Source organism: Methylotuvimicrobium buryatense (assembly GCF_005931095.1).
Lineage (GTDB): Bacteria > Pseudomonadota > Gammaproteobacteria > Methylococcales > Methylomonadaceae > Methylotuvimicrobium > Methylotuvimicrobium buryatense.
In genome coordinates this window covers 1,119,346-1,142,000 of sequence record NZ_CP035467.1, presented here as the reverse complement: position 1 = coordinate 1,142,000, position 22,655 = coordinate 1,119,346, and the positions used below count along the sequence as shown (strand labels likewise).

Below are 22,655 nucleotides of genomic sequence, written 5' to 3'. Positions count from 1 at the left end.
GCAATGTCCGTTTATACCTCAGTCACACCCGAACAACTGGACGCCTTTTTCGGTGCTTACGATCTCGGCCAGGTAGTCGATTATGCCGGTATTCCCGACGGCATCGCGAACAGCCATTATGCGGTCGCGACCACGCAAGGCGACTATGTCTTGACCTTGTTCGAGGCACAGAATGGCGAGGAACTGACCCCGGTGATCGGACTGATGCAACGCTTAGGGACTCGCAACCCGCTGTATCCGAATCCGCAGGCCGACAAACAAAACCGGCTATTGCTCAACCTCAACGGCAAACCGACACTGGTCTGTAAACGTTTGGCCGGCCGATCCATCGTTTCGCCTACGCTAGATCAATGCCGGCAAATCGGCACGCAGTTGGCCAGGCTGCATCTCGACACGCGGGATTGTACCTTTCCGATCGCAAGCCATCATGACGTTTTGTCGATCAAAGCCTTGTTCGAGCAAGTCGAGAATCAACTGTCCGCCGGCGACCGCGAATTGATTCTCAGCGAACTGCAATTTCAGTCTGAGCACGAACAACAAGCCCTGCCCGGCGGCGTGATTCACGGCGACTTATTCCGGGATAATGCCTTATTCGCCGACGGACAAATCAGCGGCATACTCGATTTCTACAGTGCCTGCAGCGACCACTGGCTACGCGACATCGCCGTCTGCGCGAACGACTGGTGCCGAGACTACGGTATTTTCAACACGCAAAAATTAACCGCACTGCTTTCGGGCTATGAAACCCTAAGACCCTTATCGGCAATCGAACATCAGCATTGCAACCGCATGCTCAGAGCAGCCTCGCTACGTTTTTGGCTATCGCGCCTCGTGCACCATTACAGCAATCGCCCAGCCGCCCTGAGCCAACCCAAAGACCCGTTCGTTTTTAAAGATCTGCTCGTACAACACCGACACGCCGCCCATGCCTGATCATCGCTATTCCGACGCCGAACGCGCCGCCATTTACCGCGCTATCTACGAGCGCCGCGATATGCGGCATTTTTTGCCCGACCCGGTCGAACCCGACAGATTAGCACGCATCATCGCGGCGGCGCACCACGCCCCAAGCGTCGGCTTCATGCAGCCCTGGCGTTTCATCCGCATCACCCGTCCGGATTTACGCCAAGCCATACACGGCCATGTCGAGCAGGAACGCCTGCAAACCGCCCGCGCCTTACAGGAGCGCGAAGACGAATTCATGCGCATCAAGGTCGAAGGCATCATGGAATGCGCCGAAATCATCATCGCCTCATTAAGCGACCGCCGAGACGAGCATATCTTCGGCCGGCGCACCCTGCCGGAAATGGATCTGGCCTCGTTATCCTGCGCGATCCAGAATATGTGGCTGGCCGCCCGGGCCGAAGGTCTGGGTTTGGGCTGGGTTTCGATGTTCGAGCCGGAAGCGCTGAAACGATTATTGGCGATGCCCGACGACAGCCAACCGTTCGCGATTTTATGTCTGGGCCATGTCGAGCGCTTTTATGACGAGCCGCTCTTGCAACAAGAACGGTGGGCATCGCGCTTGGAATTGAACGATTGTTTATTTGAAAACGCCTGGAACAACCCATGCAAACTCACTTTTTGATCAATCCGCTAGACCACACCCTTACCGCCGCGCTACAAGACAAAATCGACCAAAAGACCAAGCCTTTGGGTTCGCTGGGCCGATTGGAAGCACTGGCGCTGCGCATCGGGCTAATACAAAACACGTTATCGCCGACGCTGACAAACCCGGCTATCGTGATTTTTGCCGGCGATCACGGCATTGCCGCGTCCGGCGTCAGCGCCTATCCGCAAAGCGTCACCGCGCAAATGGTCGCCAATTTTTTGGCGGGCGGGGCCGCCATCAGCGTTATTGCCAAGCACAACGGCCTCGACCTGTGGATCGTCGATGCCGGCGTCAATGCCGATCTAAACCGGCACCCTAAATTGATCGAAGCTAAAATCGGCAAAGGCACGCGTAATTTTTTAGATGCGCCGGCAATGACCGAAAGCGAATGCGCCCAAGCCATGCAAGCCGGCGCCGATATCGTACAGGAACGCCACCGGGCAGGATGCAATTGTATCGGCTTCGGCGAAATGGGCATCGGCAATACCTCTTCCGCCTCGCTGTTGATGCATTGCTTGACCGGTATACCGCTGGCGCAATGCGTCGGACGCGGCACCGGACTAAGCGATGCGCAACTGAGCCATAAATTGTCGCTATTGAATCAAGCCTTGGCACGGCACCCCGGCCAACGCGATCCATTGGCGGCATTGAGCATCTTCGGCGGCTTTGAAATCGCGATGATGACCGGCGCTTATTTGAAAGCCGCCGAACTGGGCATGCTGATCGTCGTCGACGGCTTTATCGCCGGCAGCGCATTGTTGGTTGCGGCGAAGTGCCATCCCGAGGTTTTGGATTATTGCGTGTTTAGCCATGTCTCGGACGAACAAGGACATCGCGCGCTACTCGATCACTTCGGCGCACAAGCCTTGCTCGATCTTGAATTACGCCTCGGCGAAGGCTCGGGCGCAGCACTGGCCTATCCCTTGATAGCCTCGGCGGTTGCGATGCTGAACGAAATGGCCAGCTTTGCCGAAGCGGGGGTGGATGCCGGTTGAAATTGCCGGGGTTTGTTTTTGATGGGATGCGGTGTTACTCTTTCACGGTTTAAAACCCTATTGAGACATTTTGAGGGCTTTTCGATGCATAGATACGAATCTGACATTGTTGCATGGGCGAACGAGCAGGCCGCGCTTCTCCGTGCGGGCCAATTCAACATGCTCGACCTTGAACATATTGCGGATGAGATTGAAGACCAAGCGCGCCAAGATTTTTCGCGAAAGCTGAAATGGGGTCCGTCCGATTTCAGCAGCGAAAAATGACTTGGCGATTATTGCCTTCGGCGGCCCCGATTCGCCCTGCGTCCGTGCCACTACGCCACATCATCGTATACTCGATGCGGTTCCGTAGCACTCCCACAAATGGCTTTACGCCGTGTCGCGATGCCTTGTATTTTGCCTCCGCCTGCGCTATTCGCGCAGACTCCGGCAAAACTCCCGGCGCTACGGCTATCGGGGACTAAAAATCTTCACTTCGCTAACGCTCCGTTGTTGAGTAGACCGCAGGCACTTCCCCCACAGACTCTCGCAGAACGGTACGTGAACCTCTCGATTCATACCGCTCCCATCAGGCAAACGCACCTATCATTCCCGCCCGCCAATGGGCAAACAAGTTTGGATGTTGATCTGCAATCTTCTCCAGAAACAGCATTGCCTTTATTTTATGCTGGCGTAGCGGCTTGAACTTTCGTCTTACCCACCTCACCAGAGTCATGTTGACGTGACGACACATACCATATAACGCAGATCGGGTATAACAACCATAATAGCCTATCCATCCCCTAATGATGGGATTCAACCATTGTGCTATTTGCCCTAAGCTCAACTCGGTACGCGTTCTGACTCGTAACTTTCTGACCTTTCCTCGCATTGACTTCAGCGCCGCTTTACTCACCGCCGGCGTAAAGTTTACAAACACACTGTTTCTTTTGCGATTCCTACACAGTCGCCGTCTGAACGTATACCCCAGAAAATCAAAGGAGGTATGCTTATAGCGCCCTTTGCGACTTCCATCTTTACAGTAAACAATCTTGGTTTTCACCGGATGAAGTTCAAGCCCACAGGACTGAAAGCGTTGTTTCAGTGCTTCCAGCATGTGCTTGGCTTCTGCCTCACTCCGGCAGTGCACCAGACCATCATCGGCATAACGACACCAGGGTGTATCCGAGTAGTGCTTTTGCAACCATTTGTCGAAGACATAGTGCAGAAACAGATTACTGAGCACCGGACTGACAACTCCACCTTGTGGCGTGCTTTTCCCCGGCTACTCAATTCCCCATTGGGCATCTGCATCGGCACCGTCAACCAGCGCTCGATATACAATCTCACCCAAGCCGTATCGGTATGCTTATAGACCGCTTTAAGCAATAGATCATGCGGTATATTGTCGAATAATCCCTTAATATCAAACTCAAGTACCCAGTCATAGCGCCAACAACGTTCTCGCGTGACACCCACCGCATCGAGTGCTGACTTATTCGGCCTGTAGCCATACGAGTCAGGCAAAAAGTGCGGCTCAACCTGGGGTTCAAATTCCAGTTTGACGACCATCTGAGCAATACGATCACTCACGGTGGGTATACCCAAAATCCGTTCGCCACCTGCTTTCTTCGGTATGGCTACCGCTTTGACAGGCGGCGGGAAGTAACTGCCGGACGACAGCCGATTCCATAACTTGTAAAGATTGTCTTTCAGATTTCTTTCAAAATCTGCCAACGATTGCCTATCAACACCTGCAGCACCCGCATTGGCTTTCACCAATTCAAATGCACGCATCACTTGCCATTTCGAAATGACAAATGGCTTTGCCTCGCTCATATCATCCTCCTGCCTTTCAACAGTTGTGATAGCAATAAAGGCTGCCTGATGTTGCCCCTTCGCTCCTCGTTCATTACAAACGCTTCAACACTACTACGAGCAACTCCGCCCCAGTATCACGCATCGGTACTCTCATACTTATCAATTTAGTGATTTGCATTTCTCCCTTAACATCATGATGACTGGTTCCTACAGTTCCCATTGAAAGCCCGGTACAGAGTCACGCCCACTATACGCCGGACACCATCTGCACAGACTTCGGATCCGCTTGCAGACTCATCCCTGAAGTCTTGGACGCCCCAGGTTTTGATGTCGAGTCTCTGAATAACGACGCGTCAACATAGGTTCGGTTTAACTCGTCTCTCTGTACCCTACCTGCTAATTATGAATTAGCTTTTCCTCAACGCTCACTACCTGCACTCTTAATACAAGCAGCTTGAGGTGGTTTAAAGCCGGTTTCCGACAACAGACTTTGATGGACCTACCATCATCTTCCAATGAGCTTATACACATCTGATCGCTATTTCCGTATAGCGTCAGTTTGTGTGCCTGTGGCACACTCCAAGATTTTCAGCGGTGGGCAAAAGCGAACGAAGAGAATTGAGAAGTAGAATGGCTGTTTTGCTGGCCCATCTACTGAAATGGCAATATCAGGCGTGCTTTCGCAGTAAAAGCTGGCAGCGCGCAATCAAGGAGCAACGTCGAGGGATTGCAGGATGCTTGAAAGAAACCCCCAGTCTTAAAACCGATTTGACTCAACCCGATTGGCGGGAATGGGTGTGGTCCGATGCCGTCAGTCTTGCGGTAAAGGAAACAGGACTCGATTGCTTCCCCGAGTCCTGTCCGTGGGACATTGAACAGGTTATGGATTCCGAGTTTTGGCCGGAATAAGAAAAAATGTTTTATAATTCAATATGATGCATTTTTCACACTAGCGCATTAATACCCGAAAAATGTAGCCCGTATGCAGCGTAAGCGGAATACGGGAAAACCCTTATTCTGCCTCCATAGGCGCCAACTTAAGGAAAAACGCGTCATTCCGCCAGGGATTGGCGGAATCCAGAGCCAGCGATGGCAATGCTTTCTTTCACACCAATGTAACCCGGACATCAGCAATCCATTCCGATATGACGAATAAAGCCACAAATACACCATAGAGTAGACACTAAGTTGGCGCTTATGATACCCCCCTTGCGTCGAAAACCCCCGATTCCTCGTTACGTCATCCTGGCTACTTGCGGCATCGGTTCGCTAGCGCCCAAGTCAAGCGGATAGCGTTTGCAAAAATGCAGAATATAGCGTTTAATCCAGTCAGTTTAAGTTTGTTCGGTACGATTGCTACAGTCCTTCAAACGAATTTTAACACGTACTTAATCCAATACTGTCGTTGAATTCTCCGAATTCAGCACTGACGTATTTTTAAATTTTTATTTGGAAAGGTTGTTTTTTGCAAATCACTGTAAACTATATGATTTTAATTTTCAAAAATGAAATAGGCAGCTCTATGACGCAATATTTTGCGTCATTTAGGATGTCTAATTATAGTTAGGCAATTTGGTAAAATTCATGAATCAATTAATTAATGCCGCTCTGGACTCTCGCTGGAATATGATTTTCATAGGGTTGAATTTATCAACCTCGGATACCGCTTCAGGATCACCGTTTTCTGTCACATCTGTCAGTAATGCCGACGTTGAGATCACAACTGTCGGAGGAGGCACGCCAATTACTATCAATCGACAAGCATTCGTCGAAACTCTTAGATACCTATTGCCCAATCAGCATACGGAACAAAATCGGTGCCCGATTGGATCAAACAAAGACATTAATCTCGCAGGCCCACTTTGCGTCACCGCACGCAACGCTAATGGAACAAACGTTATGATAATTAACTATCTCCTGCCACTACTAACGCACATGAACTTGGTTAATACAGATGGCAGTAGACCAAATACTATTTGGTTAGCATGATACGCACTCATGCCTAACCTTATTCGTTGCACATGGGTTGCAATTCCGCTGCGCTCCATTGCAACCAGTGTGCCGTGACGTTAGCCCCAAACTAGACAGGTCGACACAAAAATGCAGAGAAGACAAGGCCGCTTCAATACGAAAAGGAAGATTCAAGCTTTCTCGGAAAATAGCGTGTCAGATGTTTTGGTAAAGAACGTGAAATACGGAGGCAATCCTGAGCATAAGAAAAATCCCGGCGATTTCGAATTAACACCACCATCATCGCCAAGGACTGCAAAATCACTTTGTGATACAGTCGAAATCTTTACTAAAAAGGCTGCTATTGCCCACATAAAGGCCGGATTACGTAAAGGTATGATTAGCGAACAAATGAAAGGAAAGTGGCCCCAGAATATATGGGCAGTTACTCGTGACGGAACCCCTTTGGAAGCTCAATTAGAGAATCCTGATACTGGGATGTATCATGGTTATCCAATGCCGGAATCCGATCCGTTCTCCCATGAAGTCATTAAAGAGTGGAAAATTCGTGATAAAAAAGATTGATTTTCGACAAAGCTGGTCTAGTGTCGGCTCCGGAACACCTGAGCTAGCAAACACATTGGCTCAGTTGGAAATTCATGTTGGAGATTACAATCTCACAAGAAACGAGAATATTTTTTCTCAATCCATACAAAATCATGTGATTGTATCGTCCTACCCACTAGCTTTTTGGATGCTACAGAATTGGTGGAGACTGCTTTACGAGCCATTACCGGCGCCTAATAAGCCTGATGTTAGCTGGCGAATGGCGCACGAATTAGGGGCGGCAAATCATGGGTTTGTTTGGCCAAAAATACTATTTGCAAGTGACAGCCTAAATGTGCAAGTTTGGTCATCTCCTTCAGAGGTAAATTGTCAGCAGTCTGTTAGATATATTAATGGGTTAAATCTTCCTGTATCTATTAGTATTACCGAGTTTCGACAAGCACTTTTTGACTTTATCTCCACGGTCGAAAATAGATTAGAAGCCTTTGGGTTGGGGGCTAGTGATCTTTCAGCATTATTTTCTATAGTAAAAGAAGAAGAGCAAATCGAAGATAGCAGAATTTACCGTAAACTGGAGGCTCTTATGGGGTTTGACCCGGATGAATGTTCGCCCGATGCAATGGAATATGCAATCAAGCTTTATAGTGAGTATGGAGAGGGTACATTATTGGAGTTAGCCCCAGTCTACGGAAAAATGGGGCAAGAAGAACTATTGAAACCTATTGAGAAATTTATTAGTGCTCCAGGGGTATACGGAAAACCTACATTCTCTACAAAACAAATAGCAAATAGTACTTGCGCGGATTCAGCGCCTTGGAGAGTGGCGGTAGATAATGCGCAAAAATTAAGAAGTGAAATCGGAAACACAAACAATCCAATTGATACGAAAACTCTCTTTGAGTTATTGGGAATTGCTTCATCGGCAATAGACAAGTGGGGGCCTATGGGTAGATCCAGTGTTTCAGTAGGAATACCAACCGACGATCAGACCATTAAATTCGTACCTCGCAAGAAGCACCCCATTAGCAAGCGGTTTGAGTTATCACGCTATGTTGGTGATTTTATTCAAACCGGCAGCAATCAATGGCTGACTAATACGGACTTAAGCACTTCCAGACAAAAGTATCAAAGGGCTTTTGCCGCCGAGTTTTTGTGTCCAATTAATGGCCTGATTAATTTTTTAGAGAGCGATTTTTCCAATGAGGCCATTGAGGATGCGGCAGAACACTTTGATGTGAGCGAGCAAACAATTTCCTCTCTGCTAGCGAACAATAATTATATTGAATACCAATCAATAAATGAGTCGCCATATCATATTGGATACAATGGCTTCCCACTTAAGGCGGGACAAAAGCACTAAGGATTAACCTTAAACTGTCCCGCGTTAAGTGAGTAGCCGATACAATTAACTACTCCCTTTTGATCGAAAAGCCATCTAAGAATAAAAGCGCGCGCCTTTCGCTACGCTTTGGTGGGCCGGTTACACTTGGTCGTTTGCGCTCAATACTCGTAGTGATAGCGAAGCTGAGCGATAAAAATATGGTCTTCAACAACTTTATAGACAAGCCGGTGTTCATCGTTAATGCGTCGAGACCAATAGCCGGACAAACCGTGCTTCAACGGCTCAGGTTTACCGATACCTTCAAAAGGTTCGCGCTGAATAGCCTTAAGCAAAGAATTTATTCGTTTAAGCATGGCCTTATCGGTTTTTTGCCGGTACAAGTAGTTTTCCCAAGATACGCTGGAAAAAGTCAGATTCATTCTATCCACTCGTGCTCGGTACCGTTCCCAGCCTCAAGTTCTGCAATCGACTCTAGTAGGTGGCGAGCATTTGCAGGGGATCGAAGCTGGTATGCTGTTTCTTCCATGGACTGAAAGTCTTCTAAAGAAATCATGACTACAGGCGCTTCTCTCTTTCGGGTAATAATCACGGGATCGTGGTCATTACAAACCTTTTCCATAGTTTTCGCTAGGTTAGCTCGTGCAGTGGTGTAGCTTATGGCGTCCATCGGGGCCTCTCTAAAATTATCATGTACGTTAAATTGTACAGGTATCTAGCAGCACATACCAAGGCCGTCAACGTGGTTGTATTTTCGGCGTCCTGTCAAGCGTGCCACCGAACCGCCGCAAAGCCTATTGCTTGTAGACGTTATATTGTGCATATTCCTTAGCTCTATCTAGACAGGTCGAAACAAAACTGCAAAAAAAGGGTATCGGGTTTATTTTATAATTCAACCACCTCCCTTTTTCCGGCATTTGCCATACGCCGCAAGGCTTACACCGTGCTGCTCGTGTCCATAATCAGCCGCCCGGTTTGTCATGTTCTCAAGCGATCGATTTTATAAGTTGTCGCAAGACAAAGTAGAATTAGACATGCCAAGAACATATCCCGCCTAATTCAAGCAAAACTTTCCATGCCTTCATTACACGATTTCCTTCTGGCCGTCGGCTTTTATACCCGACTGCCCTGCCCGGCCACGCTCGATTATCGACGCTTGCCCTTTGCTTGTGCTTATCTACCGTTGATCGGTTGGTTGGTCGGAGGTATTTCGGCATCGGTGTTCTGGGTCGCTTTGCAAATCTGGCCGCAAGACATTGCGGTCGTTATCGCCTTAATCGCCGGCATTTTGCTTACCGGGGCTTTTCACGAAGACGGTTTTGCCGATGTCTGCGACGGTTTCGGCGGCGGCTACGATAAACAGCGCATTCTGGACATCATGAAAGACTCGCAGATCGGCGCCTATGGCGCGCTCGGCTTGTTATTGCTGCTGCTGTTGAAATTCAGGCTTTTGACCGGTTTACCGGCGCATCTGCCGCCGTTTGCCTTGCTGGCAGGGCACAGTATCAGCCGTTGGTTTCCGTTGTATTTGATGTACCGCTACGACTACGCTCGCACGCAGCCTAGCAAGTCGTCCGGCGCGGTATTCAAGCCCGATGCGAAAACTTTACTCTTGGCAGGCATTCCGGCGTTGCTGCCTTTTGCCTTGCTGCCGCCACTGGTCTTGTCGGCACTGATTCCGATGATGCTTATTACACTAGGACTCGGCCGCTATTTTCATCGTCATATCGGCGGCTATACCGGAGATTGTTTGGGGGCCGGCCAGCAAGTCGCCGAAGTCGTTTTTTATCTCTTCCTCAGCGCGCTATGGACATTTATTTGATTCGCCACACCCAAACCGCAGCCGCTAAAGGCTTATGTTACGGACGATCCGATATTGCTTTGGCGGACAGCTTTGCCCGGGAGATGGAAGCCCTACGGCAAAAATTGCCTGAACTAGCCGAAGACTGCCGGTTTTATAGCAGCGCACTCAGCCGTTGCAAACGTTTGGCTGATTCCCTATCCGATGAGGTTGTCACCGACGAACGGCTCTTGGAGCTGGATTTCGGCGATTGGGAAGGCATGTTTTTCGATGACATCGACGCCGAAGCGTTAAATCTCTGGACCCGGCATTTCGTCGACGTCCCGCCGCCGAACGGCGAAAGTTTTACCGATTTATGCCGCCGTGCCGGCAGTTTTTGGCAGGAACTCATCAAGACCGAGCTTTCGCAAGCCGTCGTCGTGACCCATGCCGGCGTAATTCGCGCCCTGCTGACCCATATCTTGAAGCTGTCGCCCGCCGCCGCCTTTCAATTTCGCGTCGATCATGGCTCTTTGCATAAATTTCAATACAGCCATCAATACACCTACATTCACTATCTCAATCTATGAAACCTTTAGCGATCTTCGGCACCAGCTCGGACGCCGGCAAAACCACGATAGCGATGGCCTTGTGCCGGATTTTTGCGGACCGGGGGCTAAGCGTTGCACCGTTTAAGGCGCAAAACGTCTCGAATAATTCGGCGGTGACCCCGGACGGCCGCGAAATTTCCCGCGCGCAATGCCTGCAAGCCGAGGCTGCGCGGGTCGAACCGAATCACTTGTTCAATCCGGTGCTGCTGAAATCGCACGGCAACGGTTCGGTGCAAGTGATCGTCAACGGCTTGGTTGATCGAAATCAATCGATTGCGGACTATTACGATTCGATAGGCGACCTTAAATTACAGGTCGAACAAGCCTTTACGACGCTCCGGCAGTCTCATGACTTGGTCATCGCCGAAGGCGCCGGCTCTCCGGTCGAACTCAATCTACTGCATAAAGACTTATCGAACAGCTTTGTCGCCAATACCTTTCGCACCAAAAATATTCTGGTCGCCGACATCGAACGCGGCGGCGTCTTCGCGTCGATTTACGGCACGCTGGAATTGATGCATCCTGTCATGCGCAAAAATTTGATCGGCGTCGTTATCAATAAATTCCGGGGCGATCGGCGTTTTTTCGATGAAGGCGAAACCATCATCAAAGAGCGCTTCGGCGTGCCGGTGCTCGGCGTGTTGCCGTTCGAACCGCTCAATATCGACATGGAAGATTCGCAATCGCTCAATAATTACCGGCAACGCTTGAACGGCGTCAAGATTCGCATTGCCGCGATCGCCTACCCCGGCTTGAGCAATTATAACGATCTGGACGTATTGATGGCGGATGAAGAGCTGCATGTCGAATTGATTCAAGCCTACCGCCCCTTGAGCGGTTTCGACATGGTGCTGTTGCCGGGCAGTAAAACCGTGCTGCGCGATTTGAGATGGCTGAAGCAACAAGGCTTGTTCGACGAAATCGAGCGTTTCGACAAAGCGGTGTTCGGTATTTGCGGCGGTTACCAGATGCTGTGCCGAACGTTGCATGACCCGGAAGCCATCGAACACGACCGGCCCGGCAGCGAATCCGGATTCGGTTTTATTGATGACGAGGTGCTTTACCAACTCCCCAAGATCGTCCGGCGAGGAAGCTATGACCTGTTCGACTATCCGGCGTTGAATGGCTATGAAATTCATTGCGGCCGCATGGCTCAATACCCGCTTTTTTATCGGCAAGGCGCGGTCGCCGGCACGCATGTACACGGTATTTTCGACAACGACGCATTTCGAACCGATTATTTCAAAGCCCTGACTCCCGATTATCGGGGTTATGCCTACGCCGGCTACCGAGATGCTCAAATTCAGGGTTTCGCAGACCGGGTCGCGGCCAATTTGGATTTATCGTTAATCCTAGAAGCCTTACAGGAGCCATCATGAAGACCTTATTCATCGGGGGCGTCAAGAGCGGTAAATCGCGCTTGGCGGAAGACTATGTTTTACAGCGATGCGGGAATGAAAAACCCTATTATCTGGCGACGACCGAATTTTTCGATGACGAAATGAAGGCCCGAGTGGCCGTTCACCAGCAGCGCCGACAGGATTCATTTATCACGATCGAGGAACCGGTCAAACTGCTCGCCACATTGCAAGACTTAGACCGCCCGGTATTGGTCGAGTGCGTGTCGATGTGGTTGAACAATGCCTTGTATCATCAAATTCCCGAATCCGACATTCTGCAGGAATTGGACGCCGTGTTGCAGCTTCCCGTCGAATTGATCTTGATTCATAACGAGGTAGGCCTCGGCGTCATTCCCGACAATCGCTTGGCCCGGCAATTCATCGATTTATCGGGCAAGGCCGCGCAATTGATGGGGCGGCATTGCGATCGAGTCTTTTTTTGCAGCGCCGGCTTGAAATTGCAGATGAAATAAGGGCCTGGCTAGGAATAACTTCCCTAAATGGTTCCGCATGCCTCGCTCGGGGCGGGTTATGTAACCCGGCCCAAACGTTTTGATTTGCTTCGGCCACAGTCGAAACGGTTAGGGACGGAGTTGCAAACTCCGTCCCGCCCAAGTCCGCCCCAAAAATGCTTTTTTCGATTGAATCCTCTCTATTTTTCTTCCACTTGCATTCAGCAGGTAAATCCCTATAATGCCCTCCTTGCTTTCAGGTGCCCCGCCCTAGAATCGACCTGTCGATTCTAGGGCGGGGTTAAACGGGAAGCCGGTCAGGTCATCAAGCCAAAGCCGGCGCTGCCCCCGCAACGGTAGATAAGTAAAGAATCATCAATTTGCCACTGTGTGCAATGACATGGGAAGGCGATGATTCAGGCCTATGGCCACTTATAAGCCCGGAGACCGGCCCGATAGCGATTCGACACAGCGGAGGGCTGTTAACGAAACGGTCGAGCCATACTCTGCCTTTTCGCCGCGCGCCCTTGCGTTGTAATACTACAACCTTTCATGCGCGGGCGGCGCAGAGGACATCATGCGAACATTCTTTTTAAGCCCACTGTTATTCACCGGCTTCCATCTTCCGGCCTTGGCCGACTCGGCCCCGGACGAAACACCGTTACATTTACCCGAAATGCTGATCACGGCAACTCGGTCGGACAGCCCCAAAGAACATCTGGCAACCGCCAGCACCGTCTATACGCGGGAAGACATCGAACGCCTTCAGGTCAACACCTTGCCGGAATTGCTCCGAGGTTCGACCGGACTCGATATCACACAACAAGGCGGATACGGAAAAAACTCCAGCGTCTTCATACGCGGCACCAATTCCGGCCATGTCTTGGTCTTGGTCGACGGCATCCGCTTCGGTTCTGTCACCTCCGGTACTTCGCCGTTCGAACTGCTGCCGATCGATCAAATCGAACGCGTCGAGATCATTCGCGGTCCGCAATCCAGTCTTTGGGGCGCCGAAGCCTTGGGCGGCGTCATTCAAATTTTTACCCGCAAAGGCGCACAAAAAGAAAAACCGACGATCACGATCGATGCCGGCGGCGGCTCGTTTAATACCGCGAAGGCTTCGGGCACGATCAGCGGGCGTTATCAAAATAGTTGGTATACCCTCGGCGCGTCGCATTTCAATTCGCAAGGCTTCGACGCACGGCAACCGACTACCGGTTTTTTCGGGGTGGATGAGCCCGATAAAGACGGTTTCTACAATACCGGACTCAATGCGCGCTTGGGCCACCGCTTCGATAACAATGCCGAGATGGAAGCCACCTACATGCGCTCGGAAGGTCGCAACGACTTCGACGGCACGCCGAATAGAATGGAATTCGTCAATCAGGTCATCGGCCTGAGCGGCGCCATCGATGTCATCGACAATTGGCGCTCGACCTTACGGTTAGGGCAAAGCCGAGACGACGCCGACAATTTCAGTCCGGACGGCACGTTTTTCAGCCGTTTCGACAGCACGCGCTGGAATGCCAGTTGGTTGAATGCGATCCAATTGTCGGACGATCATCAATTGACACTCGGGGCCGATTACCGTTTGGATGAAGCGGATAGCACCACCGACTATACCGAGCTATCGCGTTACGATGTCGGCGTGTTCGGCGAATGGCACGGACGATTCTTCGATAACCATCATCTCAACGGTTCGATTCGTTGGGATGAAAACGAAGCCTTCGGCGATTTCGTCACCGGCAGCATCGGCTGGCGTTCCAATTGGGATTACGGCATCAGTACATTCGCGAATTTCGGCAACGGCTTCAAGGCCCCATCCTTCAACCAACTCTATTGGCCCGGTTTCGGCAACCCCAACTTAATGGCCGAGGAGTCGAAATCGGTCGAGGTCGGACTCGCAGGCAACCATGACTGGCTACAGTGGGAGGTTCGCGCTTATCATACCGACCTAGATAACCTAATCGTCTATGTCTTTGATCCGGCAACGTTTAACTTATCCGCCGAAAACATCGGTAAAGCTCAAATCAACGGGATCGAAGCCGAAATCGGCACGCAAATTTTCGGTTGGAACGCCAAACTGGGCATGAATTTGCTCCGCCCGGTCGACCGGGAAACGAATAATCGTCTGCCACGCCGCACCGATAGAATGTTATCATTCGATCTATCGAGATCGTTCGGTCCCGTCGACGTCGGTGCTTTCCTATTAGCCGAGGGCTATCGCTACGACGATGCCGCTAATACGACCAAAGTCAGCGGTTATGCGACCGTCGATTTACGCTCGGCCTATCACATCAATAAAAACTGGACCATTAGCGCTCAATTGAATAATCTGCTGGATAAACAATACCAATTGGTCGATACCTACAACACGGCCGATCGCAACTTTTTCGTTTCGATTCGCTACAACATCTAAAAACTTAACCTTATCGGAGAAATGACGATGAATATCGCACAACGTTTACCTGTCCAAAACCTACCTATTCAGCCTGGCGCGATCGCACTGATGCTGTTGATGGCGGCAACGCGCTCGAGCCATATCGGCACGCCTTTTCAACTCCCCGACGCCTCTTTGGCGGTATTTTTTCTGGCCGGGCTTTGGTTCGGCGGCAACCGGTTTTTTGCCGTTTTATTGGCCGAAGCGGCATTGATCGATTTTGTCGTGATTCAATTCTTCGGCGTCAGCAGTTTTTGCGTTTCGCCGGCCTATGCCTTTTTGATTCCGACTTATGCCGCAGTCTGGTTCGGCGGCAAAATGTGCGCCCAATTCAAAGAGTCGAACCCTTCGGTGTTATTAAAACAATTCGCAATCCTGCTCGCGGCAACGACACTTGCGTTTCTGATTTCCGAATTCAGCTTCTATTTGTTGTCGGGCCGTCACGATGCATTGGACTGGTCTGAAAAACTGAGCAAAATGGCGAATTTCTACCCGGCTTATATCAAATCGACGTTAATCTATGCGACCGCGATTTTCGGCGTAGTTGCATTGCTGAAATCCTTGCCGGTTTTCAGTGAAGATCATAAAGGGGCTTGACTCTATACCCTTTGCTAGACGAATTTCGGCCTGGGGATCGCTCCCACATAATCCTAAATTCGGCAGTTTAACCATGAAGTTCATGAAGTCTTTTAAGGGCTTGCGGGATCCCCATGATGGGTTTCCGCTTCGCTCCTACCCATCCTACTGCGCAGTCCATTCCGCATGCCCCCCTCTTGCGTAGGATGGGTAGAGGCGGAAGCCAAAACCCATCGTTTCAACCCCGCCACCGCGGACCTCTCGCCGGACGGGGTTTATAAATTACGGCCGCAATATTTTCCTACCGTTTGCATTTTCCGCTTCGCTCCTACCTACCCTACTGCGCTTGCGAACCAACTGCCGCGAAGTATATGTCATTCGGACAGCCGGTTAGAGCCTCTTGCCGGCGCATCAAAAAACTCTGTCGACTAAAGACATCACGATCTCGACCGCGATCAAATAAATAATGATCCATTCGAGAAACGACGAATGCTGATGTTTTTGTTCGTCGGCCAGCATTTCCAATAATTCGTGTATCGTCTCAAGTTTTTTCGACAATACTTCGGTGCGCGGCTGAATTTCGAGATAATTAGCTGCCATCGAATAAATTCCTTGATATTCCGGATGTTCCCAAAAAAACTCTGGCGTATCGAGCAGATCGTAATTCAAAATGATATCGCTCTTGGTCAGAAACAACTGCCCCCGGATCATCGCGGTGGCTTTTCTGCCGAGCTGAATCTTCCCTTCCCTCGCCAAGGATTCCGGTAAATGACTGGTCTCGCGAATCGTATTGATCGCATGGCTTTCGAATGCGGCCAATTTAATCGATTGCGCCATCGCATGCGACAAAGCCAAGAGCACCATTTGATCGGCGCTGATTAGCTCGATGTGATCGCTTTGTATCCGGTGCTGCTCGCAGTTTATTTCATAACTAAAATTGTCTTCCTGCGGCTCGGCATCGGGCTTGATTGCGAAACCTAGAAGCAGATCATGAAGATTGCGCCGCTCATCCAGATTTACATTCCAATGCACGACGACGCCGTAAGCAAATACAATCGAGCAGCCGCTTTTATAGTCGACGACCAAGGCATTTCTAAACGACTTGACGCGTCCCGACATCAATATTTTCTCGCGCAATGCCGGAAAATCGAAAGATTGCGCAAGGCAAACGGTTAAGCAGTGTCTGATCGGACGATCGCTGGTCATAACTTTCCCCTAGTCATTCGCGCCGCGCGATGATCACGACGGCTCTAAGCTGGCTACGCCCGAAGCGGGACATCGCCAAAAATTCGGCTTTCGGCACCGGCACATAAAAGTTATCCGCTTCGCTGGCATGCTGCTCGGTATCGACATCGGGATCGTGCAAATAAATAAAGTGCGGATCATGCGCGGTCACGACCACCCAATGCGGCGCTTTGTTGCGATTGATCCGGTAAGTGCTGATCAAAATCAACGGAATATGACCGGCATCCAAATGCCCGGTCAATGCTTCCAGCGTGATTTTATCGAAATGCATGCGCACGTCGGTTCGCTCGATCTGGCGCAGAAAATCTTCTTGCACCAGACTGATGACTTCGCGTTTTTCCGGATTGCGCACGCTGTCGATAAACAACACATCTTGATGACTCAGATACACATCGACCGCAAAGCCTCGCCGCCAAGCCGCCAGCGCCAAACCGTGAGGTCCGCAACCGCCGTGCCCGGAAGTCATAAAAATCGTCGTCGATTCGCGCCAAATTTGCAGTTCATGCGCCTGCGACAATTCAATATCCGGATTCAGTCCCGCCATCGCCATCAACAAGCCCGAAGGACCGCAGCTAAAATCGGTCGTTTGCCGATAAAACGGCACGGTCAGACGGGTTTCCGGATGCGGATAGATAATTCGTTTCTCGAAGCACAGCGCCTCGCTGTGATCTTCATAATAATCTTCTTTGGTATCGAATTGCCGATATCCTTGTTTTCGGTACAGAGCGATCGCTTGTTGATTATCGGGACGAACTTCAAGCCTCAAATACACGCAGTCGCGCTCTCGAGCGCGAGCTTCCGAGTGATTGAGCAGGCCCACGCCAATACCGAGCCCGCGGTATTCGGGTAACACCGCGAAAGAATAAAGTCGTGCCAACGATGCGCCTCTGCGGTACAACAACAACGCATATCCCGCCGCTTTATCTTCGATTTCGGCAAGGATGATATCGGCATTGGCTCTTTCCAGCATCCAATGAAAATTGCGCGAGGTTAATTTATCCTGCGTAAAACAAGCATTTTCAATCGCCAGCAATTGCCGGACGTCATTTTTGACCGCACAACGAAACACGATGTTAGGTGTTCCTTCGACGATCGCAGAATCAGTCATTATCCGCCAATCCTGCGAGCGCCTGCGTTAATACTTGCTCACTACGAAACAGCACCATTTCCTGCCAATCTCGCTTATGCGGATAAAAATAATCACGAATTTGTTGCCGCATCGAATGATTAAGCTGCCTTGTTTCGGGATTTCTATGCCAAAGGTAATTTTCTTTGCGTAGCACGGCAAACAACGCATCGAGCGAATAGGTGCCGAATTCCAACGTGATATAACAGCCGTGATCGCCCAGAACCTTATGCCAGGCGTAATCGAGCAACCCCAACTTAGGCACCGAAGTCGATGTTCCTAGCGCCGGCTCGGTGACGCTGTCGCCAAACCAACACTTCGCCAATGTCGCAGCCTTAGAGCCTGGCGGATGATCCGAAATGACTTCACCATAACCATAGGGACCGAGTCCCGAATGGATATCGACAACCGCGACTCGTTGCCGATTGGCCAAGTCGAATTCCCGCATCACGGTTTCGATCACTTGTCTCGACCAAGAGGAAGAAGCGCCTCCATAAAACAAGCCTTGCGGATATTCGTATTGACCGCTGCTGATCGCTTCCTCGGTCTTGCGTTGACCATAACGCTGCCGGTATTCGTTAATTGTTTGCAATACGTTTTTTTCGGTTGCGTCGGTCCAATGCTCCGGCAGTAAGACATCGGACAATTCTCGATAACCCTGATTGACCGGGCAATCGGAAAAATCGATGAAGTTCCGATTCAAATCGACATTATCTTCGTTAACGCGGCGCAAATGAGCAAAACCGAATGGATTCAAGGCATGAACGAACAACACTGCGGTATCGGCTGTCGGCATCGGTGCATGCCTGAGCCAATTGATTTGCGCCGCGGAACCGCAAAAGCCTTCGACACCATGGGTCGCGCTGATGATGACCAACACCTTACTGACTTGTTCGCCGCCGAGCCAAAACACCTCGGTCGACAACGGTTGATTGTCGTCGGCTAACAATGAATGTTGAAACCGCCTCAGATGACCGGGCTGACTTGAACAGGCGGACAGAAACTTTTCGCGTGCATCGAAATAGTCTGTGGAAAAGCTTTCTAGGTCGTAATGGCTCGGCATAATGTACTCATCCGGTTTGCTGAAAATAATAGGGAACTCGAAGGTACGCTGCGGTTAGGGCATCCGGGCTCTCAATCGGAACGAAGAAATCATTAGGGAAGTTATTTTATGCTTTTTCCTAAACCGCCTTGAAATTTCCTGTCTCAAGCATAAGCACTATGTTTGCGCTCCAATCGGCGCACGAACTCCTCCATGATGATGCGATACAAATCCTCGCCCAAATAATCGTCCTCGACACCGCTATCGATACTCGGATTATCGTTGATCTCGATAATCACGTTACGGCCTGCGATTTGTTTCATATCGACACCGTAAAATCCGTCACCGATCAGCTTAACCGCTTTCGCTGCGGTTTTGACGACATCCTTCGGCACATCGTGAATAGCCAACGTTTCGAAGCCGCCGCTTTTACCTTTGGCTTTATCGCTACTATGGTTGTAGATCTGCCAATGCCCGCGCGCCATAAAATATTTACAGGCATAAATCGGCCGGTTGTTCAAAAAACCGATCCGCCAGTCGTAGTCGGTCAACACATACTCCTGCACCAACAATATAGCGGACTCTCTAAATAACTCGCGGCATTGGTTTTCCAACTCTTCGCGACCATGCGCCTTGACCACACCGCGCGAAAACGAACCGTGAGGAATCTTGAGCACGAGAGGATAACCGAAGCTCTGTTCCAATTCGTCAAAATCCAACGGCTTGTCGCGTATGATCAACTGAGTTTTGGGCGTCGGAACACCATGCGCACTCAATAAATCGGCCAAAAATACCTTATTCGCACATTTCAGAATCGAATCGGGATCGTCCAAGACCACCAAGCCTTCACTCTCCGCCCGTTTGGCAAAACGGTAGGTATGATGATCGATCGCGGTGGTTTCACGAATGAACAAGGCATCGTACTCTAAAAGCCGCGCGAAATCGTCTTTATCGATCAGATCGACATCCAGACCCAGCTCATTACCTGCTTTGATGAAGTTTTTCAGGGCTTTCGTATCGCTCGGAGGAAACTCCTCTTGCGGATTGTAGAGAATCGCCATTTCGAAGCGAAACCGTTTGCGTGAACGGGGTTTGCGCCAAATCTTACGACTGTAGGCATCGATCGCTTCCGCAAATTGATTTTGTTCGTTTTCATTCAATTCGGCTAGATTTCCCGGCGTAATCCCAACGATTTCCCAACGTTCGCCCCGCTTGAATTCGACATTTAAAATCGGACTGGGATAAAGCTCAAACAAACGCCTGGCCAATTTTTCAAGCGGCGGATAAGACACCTTACCGAAAAAAATTTTTATCCCAAAATATTCCTTATCGGGCTGCCCGCAACCTGCCGGATGTTTACCCAAGTACTTATCGAGATTATTATCGTAAAGACGATAATAATGATGGTTGGCCAAATCGTTGATGCTGCGAATCGACGGAATTACCCGTTGGCCGCGCGCTTCGGCCAGCAGCGAACAATAATAACCGGTACCGAGATAATCATAATCTCGGCATAGATTGATTACCTGTGTTTTACCGGCTTTTTTACTTTCCGGCAATGACAGATAAACCTCGACTGTAACGAGATCGCTACTCGGGTAATAAGGCGCCCAGTCTTCCAGGCGATCGACAACTATATATAAAGAATGCATGGGCTCCGCCTGGGAAATGAAATAGCGGGTTGGAAATACTGTACGTAGATCAAAATTCGGCGCCGAAATTTGAAGTGCGAAAGTTATAATTCCGCCTAATTACGGGAACAACTTTTCTCTGAACATAAAAAACACCGCACCTAAAATACACAAACCCGCCCACAGGTAGTCGAGCTTCAGCGGTTCCTTTAAATAAAAAAATGCAAACGGCACGAACACGCTCAAGGTAATGATTTCCTGCATGATTTTAAGTTGTCCGATATTCAATGCCTGATAACCGATCCGATTGGCCGGCACCTGAAGTAAATATTCAAACAAGGCCACAGACCAACTCAACATTGCAGCGATAATCCAAGGCTTACCGCTCAACTCCTTCAAATGCGCGTACCAGGCAAATGTCATGAACACGTTACTGCAAACCAATAAAGCGATAGATATCAAAATCGGATTCATACAAAATAAAGAAAGTCCGCAAAGGCGGCAATCTATAGCATTAAGAAAATTTGCGCAAGATTCGACTTATGACCGTATCCAGCTTTTACAAAATAATCCTGAGGTAAAAACTTAAAGTGAGTCGCAGGGTATGCATTGCATACCCTTTTTAGGCTTGGTAACTCAGGATACGGTAAAAAATAGCCTCCCTAAATGGTTCTCACGCTTTGCTCAAATCCCTCGCAAGTTTATCGTTATACATTAATTGTAGGGTACGCTGCGCGTACCTTCATCCCGCTAAGCACCCAATTCGTAAGTATCAGACCCCGTTAGCAATTTACCGAAATTCAGGCGTAATTATTGGCCTCCCCCTTTGAAAAAGGCTTTGGCAGCATGGATGCTGTCATAGAGCCTACATGGACGTATACCTTTCGCACTTCAAATTTCGACATTAGCCTATGGAGGTGCCAGGGTGTTCGGCAAAGGCTTTGATAGCATGGATGCTATCATAGAGCCTACATGGACGTATTTACGGCGTCCTTTGACGGGCACCCCGACGCCGAAATTTGACGAGCAAAGGGTATATACCCAGATCACAAACCATAAGGGCCTGTGTTAGCATTCGTGGGGCTACCATGGTACTGCCATTAAGTTAGATGAAACCCGTCATTCCGTCATGGACTGGCGGAATCCAGTGCCATGGATGGCAAGCTTTTGAGTCACGGCAGGGCCTTAATGCAAGCATTACTCATTTCTGTGACGGCTTAACTTAATGGCAGTGACGCAGAGCGAACCCTACAATTTATGTATAACAATGATATAAATCGGGAAGTTATTTGTTACGAAACCCTCAAGAAGAATTGCGAAATGGTACGCGATGCACTCCCTGAGTATATGAATCATTTAACCAGTCGGCCCGATAGGTGGCGACGTTGGCGTCGCTCCCTCAGAAGCTGTTTCTTTGAACGATTTTGAAAGGGTGCAATGGGTACAGGCCGGGACGCACGGAAGCCCCCCCGGCCTTCAGGACAATTACCAGCCTTTTTTAGCCTGTTCCAGGACATACGCCGAAACGCTTTCGATTTCCTCTTTACTCAAAGTCGATGCGAATCCCGGCATTGGAGCCTTGCCTTCAGAAACCAGTTTTTTGATTGCATCCAAAGAATTCACTCCGTTTTTTTCCAAACTCTCCGAAGTCAATGTTTTATCCGGATTCATGACGTTTTTACCGCCGGCATGACAAGAGGCGCAATTCTTATTGAAAACATCATTGGCCTGAGCAACGCCTACCGCAGTTAACGACAGAGCTGAAAATAAAGCGATTTTTAAAAATTTACTCATGTGACTCTCCTAAATATAAAAATTATTCTTGTCAGGAATCAGTAGCGGAAATCTAGAGTTATTATTAACACCCCTACTGAGTTTTTTAATCCGGACAATAAAAAGGACAAAGTTGCCCTTGCCTAGCTACCATCAACGATGGAGCTTAGTTTTTACGCCATTTTCAGGGAAATAGCAATGCCCTGAATAAACCGGTTTTATCGATCGGCATAACGCAAGACGTCTTTTAAATACCAACCCATTAACCTAAATTCGGTAGCTTAACTGCTGTGGTCCCGCTTTTTAAACTGAAATA

General features: G+C 49.6%; 24 protein-coding genes, 1 pseudogene and 1 riboswitch. Of the genes and pseudogenes, 15 read left to right on the top strand and 10 right to left on the bottom strand.

Going from position 1 to position 22,655, the window contains the following annotated elements:
- The first annotated feature begins 3 nt into the window (after positions 1–3).
- From EQU24_RS05375 to EQU24_RS22900, 4 genes are all read left to right on the top strand, one after another.
- Complete coding sequence (locus EQU24_RS05375; RefSeq protein WP_017840476.1) at positions 4–933, top strand: homoserine kinase; 930 nt, start codon at positions 4–6, stop codon at positions 931–933.
- On the top strand, positions 926–1,588 hold the full coding sequence (gene bluB / locus EQU24_RS05370) for a 5,6-dimethylbenzimidazole synthase (protein ID WP_017840477.1): 663 nt from the start codon (positions 926–928) through the stop codon (positions 1,586–1,588). Before EQU24_RS05375 ends, bluB begins: the two co-directional genes overlap by 8 nt.
- Positions 1,570–2,607 carry a nicotinate-nucleotide--dimethylbenzimidazole phosphoribosyltransferase gene (gene cobT, locus EQU24_RS05365; protein WP_017840478.1) on the top strand — a complete coding sequence of 346 codons (1,038 nt, stop codon included), beginning with the start codon at positions 1,570–1,572 and terminating at the stop codon, positions 2,605–2,607. The genes bluB and cobT overlap by 19 nt, the downstream gene beginning before the upstream one ends.
- Positions 2,608–2,691: 84 nt before the next feature.
- Positions 2,692–2,871: a DUF29 family protein gene (locus EQU24_RS22900; protein WP_017840479.1), complete on the top strand. Its 180-nt coding sequence runs from the start codon at positions 2,692–2,694 to the stop codon at positions 2,869–2,871.
- Between the two features lie 304 nt (positions 2,872–3,175).
- Here the strand turns inward: EQU24_RS22900 and EQU24_RS23380 are convergent, their stop codons facing one another.
- Together EQU24_RS23380 and EQU24_RS23375 are read right to left on the bottom strand one after the other, a co-directional pair.
- Positions 3,176–3,832 carry a group II intron maturase-specific domain-containing protein gene (locus EQU24_RS23380; RefSeq protein ID WP_341867672.1) on the bottom strand — a complete coding sequence of 219 codons (657 nt, stop codon included), beginning with the start codon at positions 3,830–3,832 and terminating at the stop codon, positions 3,176–3,178.
- 95 nt (positions 3,833–3,927) lie between these two features.
- Positions 3,928–4,383: pseudogene (locus EQU24_RS23375) on the bottom strand (reverse transcriptase domain-containing protein); the annotation flags it as partial.
- A 585-nt stretch (positions 4,384–4,968) separates the two neighbouring features.
- Between EQU24_RS23375 and EQU24_RS05350 the strand changes: the two are divergent.
- The 4 genes from EQU24_RS05350 (at position 4,969) to EQU24_RS05335 (ending at position 8,284) form a co-directional block, all read left to right on the top strand.
- The gene (locus tag EQU24_RS05350) at positions 4,969–5,316 is read left to right on the top strand and encodes a DUF29 domain-containing protein (RefSeq protein ID WP_083877693.1); all 348 of its coding nucleotides are present in this window, start codon (positions 4,969–4,971) and stop codon (positions 5,314–5,316) included.
- 675 nt (positions 5,317–5,991) lie between these two features.
- Positions 5,992–6,396, top strand: coding sequence for a hypothetical protein (locus EQU24_RS05345; protein WP_138767088.1), 405 nt, complete (start codon positions 5,992–5,994; stop codon positions 6,394–6,396).
- A 174-nt stretch (positions 6,397–6,570) separates the two neighbouring features.
- Entirely contained in the window at positions 6,571–6,942 is a 372-nt protein-coding gene (locus EQU24_RS05340; protein WP_201764853.1) for a hypothetical protein, read from the top strand.
- Positions 6,926–8,284 (top strand): ImmA/IrrE family metallo-endopeptidase, encoded by a 1,359-nt coding sequence (locus EQU24_RS05335; RefSeq protein WP_017840483.1) that lies wholly within the window; start codon positions 6,926–6,928, stop codon positions 8,282–8,284. Before EQU24_RS05340 ends, EQU24_RS05335 begins: the two co-directional genes overlap by 17 nt.
- 140 nt (positions 8,285–8,424) lie before the next feature.
- On the opposite strand, the gene EQU24_RS05330 is transcribed toward EQU24_RS05335, so the two are convergent.
- Positions 8,425–8,685 carry a Txe/YoeB family addiction module toxin gene (locus EQU24_RS05330; protein WP_017840484.1) on the bottom strand — a complete coding sequence of 87 codons (261 nt, stop codon included), beginning with the start codon at positions 8,683–8,685 and terminating at the stop codon, positions 8,425–8,427.
- Complete coding sequence (locus EQU24_RS05325; protein WP_017840485.1) at positions 8,682–8,933, bottom strand: type II toxin-antitoxin system Phd/YefM family antitoxin; 252 nt, start codon at positions 8,931–8,933, stop codon at positions 8,682–8,684. The genes EQU24_RS05330 and EQU24_RS05325 overlap by 4 nt, the downstream gene beginning before the upstream one ends.
- 405 nt (positions 8,934–9,338) lie before the next feature.
- Here EQU24_RS05325 and cobS point away from each other — a divergent pair, with 405 nt between their 5' ends.
- The 6 genes from cobS to EQU24_RS05295 all read left to right on the top strand — a co-directional run bounded on the left by cobS (position 9,339) and on the right by EQU24_RS05295 (position 15,543).
- Positions 9,339–10,085, top strand: coding sequence for an adenosylcobinamide-GDP ribazoletransferase (gene cobS, locus EQU24_RS05320; protein WP_017840486.1), 747 nt, complete (start codon positions 9,339–9,341; stop codon positions 10,083–10,085).
- Positions 10,070–10,633 (top strand): alpha-ribazole phosphatase, encoded by a 564-nt coding sequence (cobC, locus tag EQU24_RS05315; protein ID WP_017840487.1) that lies wholly within the window; start codon positions 10,070–10,072, stop codon positions 10,631–10,633. Before cobS ends, cobC begins: the two co-directional genes overlap by 16 nt.
- A complete protein-coding gene (locus tag EQU24_RS05310) occupies positions 10,630–12,033 on the top strand; it encodes a cobyric acid synthase (RefSeq protein WP_017840488.1) in 1,404 nt (467 codons plus the stop codon). Before cobC ends, EQU24_RS05310 begins: the two co-directional genes overlap by 4 nt.
- The gene (locus tag EQU24_RS05305; RefSeq protein ID WP_017840489.1) at positions 12,030–12,527 is read left to right on the top strand and encodes a bifunctional adenosylcobinamide kinase/adenosylcobinamide-phosphate guanylyltransferase; all 498 of its coding nucleotides are present in this window, start codon (positions 12,030–12,032) and stop codon (positions 12,525–12,527) included. Before EQU24_RS05310 ends, EQU24_RS05305 begins: the two co-directional genes overlap by 4 nt.
- 220 nt (positions 12,528–12,747) lie before the next feature.
- Positions 12,748–12,976, top strand: a riboswitch (cobalamin riboswitch).
- 107 nt (positions 12,977–13,083) lie between these two features.
- Complete coding sequence (locus EQU24_RS05300) at positions 13,084–14,925, top strand: TonB-dependent receptor domain-containing protein (protein WP_017840490.1); 1,842 nt, start codon at positions 13,084–13,086, stop codon at positions 14,923–14,925.
- Between the two features lie 27 nt (positions 14,926–14,952).
- Positions 14,953–15,543, top strand: coding sequence for a hypothetical protein (locus tag EQU24_RS05295; protein WP_017840491.1), 591 nt, complete (start codon positions 14,953–14,955; stop codon positions 15,541–15,543).
- A 390-nt stretch (positions 15,544–15,933) separates the two neighbouring features.
- Here EQU24_RS05295 and EQU24_RS05290 read toward each other — a convergent pair whose 3' ends face one another.
- The 5 genes from EQU24_RS05290 to EQU24_RS05270 all read right to left on the bottom strand — a co-directional run bounded on the left by EQU24_RS05290 (position 15,934) and on the right by EQU24_RS05270 (position 20,989).
- Positions 15,934–16,728 carry an RMD1 family protein gene (locus EQU24_RS05290; RefSeq protein ID WP_017840492.1) on the bottom strand — a complete coding sequence of 265 codons (795 nt, stop codon included), beginning with the start codon at positions 16,726–16,728 and terminating at the stop codon, positions 15,934–15,936.
- A gap of 13 nt (positions 16,729–16,741) precedes the next feature.
- Positions 16,742–17,875, bottom strand: coding sequence for a ribosomal protein S18-alanine N-acetyltransferase (gene rimI / locus EQU24_RS05285; RefSeq protein WP_017840493.1), 1,134 nt, complete (start codon positions 17,873–17,875; stop codon positions 16,742–16,744).
- Entirely contained in the window at positions 17,868–18,956 is a 1,089-nt protein-coding gene (locus EQU24_RS05280) for a M14 family metallopeptidase (RefSeq protein WP_017840494.1), read from the bottom strand. The genes rimI and EQU24_RS05280 overlap by 8 nt, the downstream gene beginning before the upstream one ends.
- 143 nt (positions 18,957–19,099) lie before the next feature.
- Entirely contained in the window at positions 19,100–20,587 is a 1,488-nt protein-coding gene (locus EQU24_RS05275; RefSeq protein WP_017840495.1) for a RimK family protein, read from the bottom strand.
- 99 nt (positions 20,588–20,686) lie between these two features.
- Entirely contained in the window at positions 20,687–20,989 is a 303-nt protein-coding gene (locus EQU24_RS05270; RefSeq protein ID WP_017840496.1) for a DMT family protein, read from the bottom strand.
- Here EQU24_RS05270 and EQU24_RS22275 point away from each other — a divergent pair.
- Complete coding sequence (locus EQU24_RS22275; protein ID WP_017840497.1) at positions 20,988–21,155, top strand: hypothetical protein; 168 nt, start codon at positions 20,988–20,990, stop codon at positions 21,153–21,155. The genes EQU24_RS05270 and EQU24_RS22275 overlap by 2 nt on opposite strands.
- A gap of 896 nt (positions 21,156–22,051) precedes the next feature.
- On the opposite strand, the gene EQU24_RS05260 is transcribed toward EQU24_RS22275, so the two are convergent.
- Entirely contained in the window at positions 22,052–22,360 is a 309-nt protein-coding gene (locus EQU24_RS05260) for a c-type cytochrome (protein WP_017840498.1), read from the bottom strand.
- Between the last annotated feature and the right edge of the window lie 295 nt (positions 22,361–22,655).

Bases quoted from the DNA above. Each gene is read 5' to 3' on its own strand.
- EQU24_RS05260 (WP_017840498.1), bottom strand. From the start codon at position 22,360: ATGAGTAAATTTTTAAAAATCGCTTTATTTTCAGCTCTGTCGTTAACT.
- EQU24_RS05310 (WP_017840488.1), top strand. From the start codon at position 10,630: ATGAAACCTTTAGCGATCTTCGGCACCAGCTCGGACGCCGGCAAAACC.
- EQU24_RS22900 (WP_017840479.1), top strand. From the start codon at position 2,692: ATGCATAGATACGAATCTGACATTGTTGCATGGGCGAACGAGCAGGCC.
- EQU24_RS05280 (WP_017840494.1), bottom strand. From the start codon at position 18,956: ATGCCGAGCCATTACGACCTAGAAAGCTTTTCCACAGACTATTTCGAT.
- EQU24_RS05295 (WP_017840491.1), top strand. From the start codon at position 14,953: ATGAATATCGCACAACGTTTACCTGTCCAAAACCTACCTATTCAGCCT.
- EQU24_RS05345 (WP_138767088.1), top strand. From the start codon at position 5,992: ATGAATCAATTAATTAATGCCGCTCTGGACTCTCGCTGGAATATGATT.
- cobC (WP_017840487.1), top strand. From the start codon at position 10,070: ATGGACATTTATTTGATTCGCCACACCCAAACCGCAGCCGCTAAAGGC.
- EQU24_RS05290 (WP_017840492.1), bottom strand. From the start codon at position 16,728: ATGACCAGCGATCGTCCGATCAGACACTGCTTAACCGTTTGCCTTGCG.
- EQU24_RS05305 (WP_017840489.1), top strand. From the start codon at position 12,030: ATGAAGACCTTATTCATCGGGGGCGTCAAGAGCGGTAAATCGCGCTTG.
- EQU24_RS05270 (WP_017840496.1), bottom strand. From the start codon at position 20,989: ATGACATTTGCCTGGTACGCGCATTTGAAGGAGTTGAGCGGTAAGCCT.
- EQU24_RS05375 (WP_017840476.1), top strand. From the start codon at position 4: ATGTCCGTTTATACCTCAGTCACACCCGAACAACTGGACGCCTTTTTC.
- EQU24_RS05330 (WP_017840484.1), bottom strand. From the start codon at position 8,685: ATGAATCTGACTTTTTCCAGCGTATCTTGGGAAAACTACTTGTACCGG.
- EQU24_RS05275 (WP_017840495.1), bottom strand. From the start codon at position 20,587: ATGCATTCTTTATATATAGTTGTCGATCGCCTGGAAGACTGGGCGCCT.
- EQU24_RS05325 (WP_017840485.1), bottom strand. From the start codon at position 8,933: ATGGACGCCATAAGCTACACCACTGCACGAGCTAACCTAGCGAAAACT.
- EQU24_RS22275 (WP_017840497.1), top strand. From the start codon at position 20,988: ATGAACACGTTACTGCAAACCAATAAAGCGATAGATATCAAAATCGGA.
- EQU24_RS05300 (WP_017840490.1), top strand. From the start codon at position 13,084: ATGCGAACATTCTTTTTAAGCCCACTGTTATTCACCGGCTTCCATCTT.
- rimI (WP_017840493.1), bottom strand. From the start codon at position 17,875: ATGACTGATTCTGCGATCGTCGAAGGAACACCTAACATCGTGTTTCGT.
- cobT (WP_017840478.1), top strand. From the start codon at position 1,570: ATGCAAACTCACTTTTTGATCAATCCGCTAGACCACACCCTTACCGCC.
- cobS (WP_017840486.1), top strand. From the start codon at position 9,339: ATGCCTTCATTACACGATTTCCTTCTGGCCGTCGGCTTTTATACCCGA.
- bluB (WP_017840477.1), top strand. From the start codon at position 926: ATGCCTGATCATCGCTATTCCGACGCCGAACGCGCCGCCATTTACCGC.